9 protein-coding genes are annotated in these 7,888 nt (G+C 40.6%); 4 read left to right on the top strand and 5 right to left on the bottom strand.

Annotation, left to right across the window (positions count from 1 at the left end; translation table 11 throughout):
* Window positions 1-326 precede the first annotated feature (326 nt).
* From ACFVSH_RS20310 to arsC, 3 genes are read left to right on the top strand one after another with little or no spacing between them, the layout of a single operon-like run.
* On the top strand, window positions 327-674 hold the full coding sequence (locus ACFVSH_RS20310; protein WP_387596758.1) for an ArsR/SmtB family transcription factor: 348 nt from the start codon (window positions 327-329) through the stop codon (window positions 672-674).
* A gap of 17 nt (window positions 675-691) precedes the next feature.
* The gene (locus ACFVSH_RS20305) at window positions 692-1,990 is read left to right on the top strand and encodes an arsenic transporter (RefSeq protein ID WP_387707530.1); all 1,299 of its coding nucleotides are present in this window, start codon (window positions 692-694) and stop codon (window positions 1,988-1,990) included.
* A 35-nt stretch (window positions 1,991-2,025) separates the two neighbouring features.
* Entirely contained in the window at window positions 2,026-2,445 is a 420-nt protein-coding gene (gene arsC, locus ACFVSH_RS20300; RefSeq protein ID WP_387596752.1) for an arsenate reductase (thioredoxin), read from the top strand.
* An 86-nt stretch (window positions 2,446-2,531) separates the two neighbouring features.
* Here the strand turns inward: arsC and ACFVSH_RS20295 are convergent, their stop codons facing one another.
* The gene (locus ACFVSH_RS20295; protein ID WP_387596749.1) at window positions 2,532-3,308 is read right to left on the bottom strand and encodes a SurA N-terminal domain-containing protein; all 777 of its coding nucleotides are present in this window, start codon (window positions 3,306-3,308) and stop codon (window positions 2,532-2,534) included.
* A 427-nt stretch (window positions 3,309-3,735) separates the two neighbouring features.
* Here ACFVSH_RS20295 and ACFVSH_RS20290 point away from each other — a divergent pair, with 427 nt between their 5' ends.
* A complete protein-coding gene (locus tag ACFVSH_RS20290; protein ID WP_387707528.1) occupies window positions 3,736-4,782 on the top strand; it encodes an HD domain-containing phosphohydrolase in 1,047 nt (348 codons plus the stop codon).
* A gap of 183 nt (window positions 4,783-4,965) precedes the next feature.
* Here the strand turns inward: ACFVSH_RS20290 and ACFVSH_RS20285 are convergent, their stop codons facing one another.
* The 4 genes from ACFVSH_RS20285 to ACFVSH_RS20270 form a co-directional block, all read right to left on the bottom strand.
* Window positions 4,966-5,517, bottom strand: coding sequence for a TVP38/TMEM64 family protein (locus ACFVSH_RS20285; RefSeq protein WP_387596744.1), 552 nt, complete (start codon window positions 5,515-5,517; stop codon window positions 4,966-4,968).
* Window position 5,518: 1 nt separating this feature from the next.
* Window positions 5,519-6,196: a response regulator transcription factor gene (locus tag ACFVSH_RS20280; RefSeq protein WP_387596741.1), complete on the bottom strand. Its 678-nt coding sequence runs from the start codon at window positions 6,194-6,196 to the stop codon at window positions 5,519-5,521.
* Window positions 6,174-7,499, bottom strand: a complete 1,326-nt coding sequence (locus ACFVSH_RS20275) for a HAMP domain-containing sensor histidine kinase (protein WP_387707526.1) — start codon at window positions 7,497-7,499, stop codon at window positions 6,174-6,176. The genes ACFVSH_RS20280 and ACFVSH_RS20275 overlap by 23 nt, the downstream gene beginning before the upstream one ends.
* A 152-nt stretch (window positions 7,500-7,651) precedes the next feature.
* A partial coding sequence (locus ACFVSH_RS20270) for a hypothetical protein (protein WP_387707524.1) occupies window positions 7,652-7,888 on the bottom strand: 237 nt, incomplete at its 5' end.

The raw sequence follows: 7,888 nt of genomic DNA, 5'->3' as shown, positions 1-7,888 counted from the left end.
GATAGGTGTTTTAGATATGAATTCAGAATTAAAACATAGAATAATTTCACTAGATTAAGATGAAATAATTCTTCTTTTCTTTAATCCATACAAAAAGAGACAGTGGTACACTATCTTTTATTGATTGTTCACTATATGTCTTAGCGACGTTACTGAATTATCCTGACCCGTTAGTTCAAAGTGAAACCATCTTTTAAGCAGACAAAAATTAAAAATTATTTTGTTGAATATTTAAGTCTTGATTAAATAAGAATATGCTTATACAATGATATTGGATAACAACATAAGCATTTGATTATATATTCGATTAGGCTAGGAGGGATAACATGCAAACGAATGAAGCGTTGGATATAGAGGCTACGGCAAATGTTCTTAAACTTTTAGGTGATAAAACACGTTTGACGATGGTGAAAATTATGTCTGAACATGAATGCTGTGTCTGTGAATTTGTAGACCTGTTTGATATGAGCCAACCTGCTATTAGCCAACATTTACGAAAGTTGAAAGATAGCGGAATCGTGAATGAAGCGAGAAGGGGACAATGGATATTTTACTCGTTAAACCAAACATCCGCGTTTCACTCATTTATTCAAACGGTTATCAAGGATTTGCCGAGTCAAGCATTTAAAGTAGAAGAATTAACAGCACAAGGAAAACGAATTTGTTGTGACTAACGAGGAGGAGAACATCAGTGGGTACAGTTATATTAGCGAGTATCATCTTTTTGCTGACATTGACACTCGTCATTTGGCAACCCAAGGGATTGTCAATCGGCTGGTCAGCATGCGGGGGTGCGGTACTTGCCTTACTCGTTGGGGTTGTTGACTTCAATGATGTAATTGCCGTTACAAGTATTGTATGGAACGCGACGTTGGCGTTCATTGCTATTATCATTATTTCTTTAATTTTAGATGAAATTGGTTTCTTTGAATGGGCTGCCTTGCATATGGCGAGAGCGGCCAAGGGAAATGGAGTAAGGATGTTTGTGTATGTGAGCATTCTCGGAGCTCTAGTCGCTGCATTCTTCGCAAATGATGGAGCCGCGCTCATTTTAACTCCGATTGTTTTGGCGATGGTTCGAAACCTGAAGTTGGAAGAGAGAATGATCTTCCCATTTATCATTGCGAGTGGGTTTATTGCGGACACTACATCCTTACCTCTTGTCGTAAGTAATTTGGTCAACATTGTTTCTGCTGACTTTTTTGATATCGGGTTTATTGAGTTCGCATCTAGAATGATCGTTCCCAACCTGTTTTCATTAGCGGCTAGCATCCTGGTATTATATTTGTACTTCAGAAAGAGCATTCCGAAGAATTATGATATGGCTCAATTAAAGAAGCCAGTTGATGCCATTCGTGATATAAAAATGTTTCGCCTGTCTGGGATTGTTTTAGGGGTTCTGTTGGTAGGCTATTTTATCAGTGAATTTTTCAACATTCCTGTATCCATCATTGCAGGTGTTATCGCCATTTTCTTCTTGTTTATGGCAAGACGAAGCCCAGCTGTTAATACCAAGACCGTTGTAAAAGGCGCACCATGGGCGATTGTGTTCTTCTCCATTGGAATGTATGTCGTGGTGTATGGATTAAGAAACGTTGGATTGACGAATATTTTAGCTGACCTTATTCAAGTGACTGCTGATCAAGGATTATTCGCTGCTACTGTCGGGATGGGATTCATCGCAGCTATTCTTTCATCCCTTATGAATAACATGCCGACGGTCATGATAGACGCTCTTGCCATTTCCGATACGAATACAACGGGAGCGATTAGGGAGGCTCTTATTTATGCAAATGTCATTGGTTCGGATTTGGGACCGAAAATTACACCGATCGGTTCTTTGGCTACATTATTATGGCTGCATGTCCTTTCATTAAAAGGTGTGAAAATCTCATGGGGAACCTACTTCAAAACGGGTATCATCCTAACCATCCCAACATTGTTCATCACATTAGTCGGCCTATATATATGGTTGAACATTATTCACTAAACACATCATTTTACTCATAAAGGAGAGAAAACTATATGGCTAAAAAAACACTTTACTTCCTATGCACAGGTAACTCTTGCAGAAGTCAAATGGCAGAGGCGTGGGGGAAGAAATATTTAGGTAACGAATGGCAAGTGCTTAGTGCAGGAATCGAGGCCCATGGATTGAATCCCAAAGCTGTAAAAGCAATGAATGAAGTTGGATTGGACATCTCCAATCAAACTTCCGATATCATTGACCCTGACATATTGAATAATGCCGATTTTGTGGTCACATTATGTGGCGATGCGGCAGACAAATGTCCAATGACGCCACCGCAAGTTAAACGTGAACATTGGGGCTTTGAAGACCCGGCAAAAGCAGAAGGAACTTATGAAGAAATATGGGCTGCCTTCCAACGTGTTCGTGATGAAATTGGAGAAAGAATTGAACGTTTCTCGAAAACGGGTGAATAAATAAACTTGAAAAAGCCGTTAGTGTTAGTAAGGGGACCGAAGACCATAAAGAAAGAGCTGCCGATTTTTGGCAGCTCTTTTCATCATTAAATCTTAATGTCGACCTTAGCATTTTTCTGAAGTTCTTCCACATGCTTAACAAGCTTTTCCTGTTTCTTTTGCTGCTCTAATTGTTTCTTGATTTGCGGCTTCATTTCTTCGAGTTTCTGTACCTTCTGTCCGCTTGTTTTAGCTTGCTCTGCAACCTGGTCATAATACTTTTGGATTTCTTCATCAGTTACTTCTTCCACTTTAATCTCTTTTTCAACATACTTCGTATATGGGATATTCTCTGCGATCTGAGCATTCAGCATTTTTGAATTCAGGCCTGCTTGCTTCATCGCTTCCTTGAATTTCTCTTCACTCTCATATGGCTTTTTGATTTCGGCAAGTTGCTTTTCAATTTCGGCTTTGGAAGCTGTGTAGCCCTTTTTATCTGCTGCTTGAAGCAGCAAAGTCTGCCCAACTAAAGAGTTGAGCGTTTGCTCTTTAATTTGTTTGGCTCCCTCCTTGGTTGTTGGATCTTGTCCGAATTGCTGCATCTGCATTTGTGTGGTAGACAACACGGTATTATATTCCGCACCCGAAATTTTTTCGTCATTGACGATGGCCACCGTTTTCTTTTCATCCACCTTTTGCTTGTCTAGTTTCTTCTGCATTTCTTCCATCTGTTTTTGCTGTTCTTCAGTTGCTTTAGCCGTTTCTTTCTCAGTTGTTTTAGTCTCTTTGTCGTCATTTTTCTTATCAGCTTCATCGTTCGAACCACAAGCCGTCAGAACAACTGCCAATAATCCAATGATGATTGGGTATAATAATTTCTTCATATTTCAGTCTCCTTTCGTATTCAATGCTAAAAAATCATCTAATGCGCATTATAAAGGAATTTCCCATTAAAACACAATATTTTCATTCTTTTTTCCAGAAAACAGGAGGATAGTATAGGCATTAGCTCATTATATAAGTGTAACATTTGCGGAAATGAACCAATTTACCCTTCGTCATGAAATAAGCTTAAAAGGAATTCGAAGGCTGATACGTGGTGCAGACAGAAACTTGTAGTTCATCACTTACACACAAAACATTGCTTAGTAACTATTGTATCTAAAACTTGTATGGTATTATATACTTTATCATCCGAATGTAGTTCATTTAGCCTATATGTTGAGATTTTTAATCATGAACGGAGTGAGCCGTGAAAATGAGAAAAATGAAGAGACAGGATTGGAAATCCAGCTATTGGAGGTATAGATATTGAAAGGGAAAACAAGGGTGCCATCTGAATTTGCAGCGTATTTAAAGTTGGGGGATGCCGTCATCATTACGGATCAAGATCATCGCATACTTGATATTAATGCTTATTATGAAAGGACGACAGGGTATTCAAGGAACAGTATCATTGGGTTCAAAGCTGGATTCCTAAAGTCAGGGATAACACCTTTGTTTACATATACATCCCTGAAAAACGAGTTAAAGAAGGGAAATCCTTGGTCAGGGGTCTTCACCAACCGAAAGAAATCGGGTGACATTTGGCACTCCTCGATTACGATTACTCCTATTCAACTAGGAGGGCAGTGGTATTTTGTCGGGATATTCCGTGAACTGGAACAATTGAAAGAAGGGATTTACCTTTCGGAAAAGAAAAGGGCAGAGACCCAAAGGGAATTGTTAAAGGTTCTCGCCATTTCATGCGAAATCCGTGATCCAGGCATTGAAGAGCATTTATTGAGAGTTCAAAACCTAACCGAGCAGCTAGTCATGGTTCATAATCGAAGATGCCAGCTGGAACTATCTAAAAGCTATATGAATCATATCGTTCATTCAAGTATTCTGCATGATATCGGGAAAGCGGAAATTCCTGAGGGGATATTATACAAACCTGGCCCGTTATCTCCATATGAACGAAAAATCATCGAGATGCATCCATTAATGGGATCCGATATATTGAATAAGATTTCAAGGGAAATAAACCATGATGTAATCAGCAGCCTGGAAGTGGCTGAAAACATCATCCTCCATCATCATGAAAAATGGGATGGAACTGGATACCCACATCGTTTGAAAGGTGAGGACATCCCATTGGAAGCTAGAATAGTTGCCATTGTGGATGTGTTCGATGCATTGACCAGCAGAAGGCCGTATAAAGATTCCTGGTCAGTGGAGCGGGCCTTATCATTCATAAACGAACAAAAAGGAAAGCATTTCGACCCATCCATCGTGGCGTCTTTCTTTTGTTATTTTAATGAAAAGGCGGCGCAGAAAAAAGGTTTAGAAACCGATCGCAGCACAGGGATCTATTAAACAACGAACTCATAATATCTTATCCCGATATAATGGGATGGTAATGCCTTCATGGAAAGAAAAGGTCGCATCTGCCTTCTGGATCTGGTCGTTAACCATTGGAGACCAAGGGGGGCGGCTCCTATTATAGGGTAGAAAAGATAATCCCTGCCAATTTACCCTAAAAGTAGAGAAGCCTTTTTACTACATTCCTTTTTTCTTGTTTCTATTAAAGTAATAAACGATTGCGATTACCAGAATCAGCAGTACCAAAACAATTCTTACATCGCCTGATGCCTTCAATACTTGTGATACCGAATACGCTTCGACAAGGAGGGCAGGCAGTTTTCCGATGGATGTCGCGAGAAAGAAAAGCAGCATTCCCGTCTTGCTTAATGCTGCTGTAAGGTTGATCACGCCGGATGGAATAAAAGGAAGGAGCCTAAGCATCAGGATCATCCAAAATGCATGATAGCCTTGTGACTTATGCAGCAGCATGACCCAGCGGTTCTTCATGAACTTGGGTTTGAATGTTTGAAAGCCCTTTCGATATAACCAAAAGCTGACCACTGCTCCGCCAATTTCCCCCACGTAAGAAAGGATCAATCCCTTTTCAAATCCAAACACGGTGATATTGGCAGCCGTGATGAATACGCTTGGAATGAAACCAAGCACACTAATCAATATATTGAATGCTAAACTTACAGCAATGGAAAAAGGTCCGCTGGATAGTAATGCCTCAGAAATGAAATTCATATCAATCCACGGAACTCCATTTATATCCGATGCCCCAGACCGTTTTCAAATGTTGATCTGCTGGAAAACCGGCATGACGCAGTTTCTCTCTAATATTTCGAATATGGGAATCGATTGTCCGATCTTCCGTATCCGTTTTATATCCCCATATGGTCGAAAGGAGGTGGTCTCTGGAATACACCTGATCTGAGGATTTTAAAAACAAGCACAACAGTGAGAACTCTTTTGGTGTTAATGGGATTGTTTTGGTATCATAATGTGCTTCATAAGCGGATTCATTTAATTTTAGCCCCCTAAAGATCACATGATCATCCTGTTTATGCACTCGCCGCGTGACCGCTTCGATTCTGGCAAGTAAAACATCTCCATTAAAGGGTTTCGTAATATAATCGTCTGCGCCCTTTTTCAACCCTTTCACCATTTCTTGTGCAGCATCCCGGGCTGTGAGCATGATTATGGGAATATTGGAAAACGCACGGATCCTTTCGCACGTTTCCCACCCATCCATCTCAGGCATCATTACATCTAGAAGTACTATGTCCGCATGTTTATGCCTTAAGAACTGTATGGCTTCATATCCAGATTTAATCTTCATGCATGTATATCCGTGAGGTTTCATGTATAGCTCTAATAGATCAAGCATTCTCTGTTCATCATCAACCAGAACTACTGTCTTCATTTGTTATCTCCTTAAATGTGATGGTGAAGCACGTTCCTTGCTTCAAGTTGCTTTTAACCGAAATGGTTCCTCCTTGTATCTCCACTAATTGCTTGACGATGGAGAGTCCCAATCCGAATCCACCGGTATCTCTGGCGCGTGATTTCTCGACACGATATAAACGATCAAAGATATGGGGGATATCTTCAGGGGGAATGCCAACCCCTTGATCGATTATGGAGATGGAAATCCTGCCAAGGCATTCAGTGGCTTTGATGGTGCTGACTGTATATTCGTTCGAGTACTTCAGCGCATTATCCAGCAGGTTAAGAATGACTTGCTCAAACCGTGAAGGATCTATTTCGATAAATAAATCATCCTTACATTCCAGATTCAATTGAATTCTTTCATTTGTGAAAGCCGGTAAAACTTTTTCGTGAATGTTTCGCAGGAATGAGGAGAGCTGGACGGTTTCTTTTGATATCGTGAATGTATTTAGATCCATTCTAGCCATATTGAAGAGTTCGTCCAATAATCTGTTTAATCGTTCGGATTCATCATGAATGATCTCTAGGTATCGTGACCGTTCGGAATCATCCAGATCTTTCCGTCGGGCAACATCGGCATATCCCTTTATATAAGTTAGCGGCGTTCGCAGTTCATGAGAAATACTTGCCAAAAATTCATTGCGTTCCTTCTTTAAATAGTTCAATTCATCAGCCAAGCTTTGAATGGATTGGGCAAGCTCCCCAAGTTCATCATGAGATCGTACGGGCACAGCCACAGAAACATTCCCTTTGCTGAGCTTGGTTGTCGCTTCCTTCATCGATATCAGTGGCCTGGTCAAAGCCTTTGATAGAAAATAAATGATGACAAGCATGAAGAAAAGGAGCAAAGCAGTCGCAAGAAGGAAATGCCTATTCAATTGTGCGATTAAATCCTCCACTTCTCTTGTATCCTTAAACATATAAACATAGCCTTTGTTTTCTTCATCGCTGATAAATGGCGTAACGGTGGCTATATATCTTTCATCCTTCCAACTCGATTGGATGATCAGACCTTTTCGGGGGACATACGGGAGGTTTTTAGCTAAAATTTTTTTCATTCCCCCATTTACCTTTTCGGAAGAGATCAGAATAGCTCCTCTTGTATCCGTAATCACAACATCCGTATCGGTATGTGATTCCATCAGGCCGATATGCTGAAGGGTTGAGCCAGAATATGTAATTTCCAACACATCACGATGACTATTGCCACGGGCCTTCAGTGACTCCAATTCCTGATTGACACGCGAATGTATCACTTTATTATGCAAGTAAACCATGGAAACGGTTTCCAACAAAAAAATGCAAACAAATATAGATAGTCCGAGCTTAAGTGAGATTTTCAGGAGCATTCACCTTCTTATAGAATAAAGTCAGTTTAGCGAAAAAATATGAAGAAAGTATGCAGTTTTTTCAATTTCTGCGCTTCTTCTTAAACAATAATACGGTTTTCAAACGGAACAAGCCAATAAATTGCCGAGGTCATCAGTTTGATGTTGGAGGGAGGGGGTTGCGTGTTAGTAAACATATGAAAACTGCAAACCACTACAAGATAATGCGGTGCGGTTGATTTCCCCTCCATTGCCCGCTTTCCGCGGGGCTGGCGGTGAGCTCCCTGTGGGGTCTCACCTGTCCCGCTGCTCCCGCAGGAGTCTCGCACTTCCGCTCC

Source organism: Peribacillus sp. NPDC058002, from assembly GCF_042886655.1.
GTDB lineage: Bacteria > Bacillota > Bacilli > Bacillales > DSM-1321 > Peribacillus > Peribacillus aracenensis.
The sequence above is the reverse complement of the archived record's forward strand: the minus strand, read 5'-3'. Positions and strand labels throughout refer to the sequence as shown.

Excerpts from the sequence above, each read along its gene's own strand:
- ACFVSH_RS20310 (WP_387596758.1), top strand. The coding sequence starts at position 327 with ATGCAAACGAATGAAGCGTTGGATATAGAGGCTACGGCAAATGTTCTT.
- ACFVSH_RS20275 (WP_387707526.1), bottom strand. The coding sequence starts at position 7,499 with ATGGTTTACTTGCATAATAAAGTGATACATTCGCGTGTCAATCAGGAA.
- arsC (WP_387596752.1), top strand. The coding sequence starts at position 2,026 with ATGGCTAAAAAAACACTTTACTTCCTATGCACAGGTAACTCTTGCAGA.
- ACFVSH_RS20285 (WP_387596744.1), bottom strand. The coding sequence starts at position 5,517 with ATGAATTTCATTTCTGAGGCATTACTATCCAGCGGACCTTTTTCCATT.
- ACFVSH_RS20295 (WP_387596749.1), bottom strand. The coding sequence starts at position 3,308 with ATGAAGAAATTATTATACCCAATCATCATTGGATTATTGGCAGTTGTT.
- ACFVSH_RS20280 (WP_387596741.1), bottom strand. The coding sequence starts at position 6,196 with ATGAAGACAGTAGTTCTGGTTGATGATGAACAGAGAATGCTTGATCTA.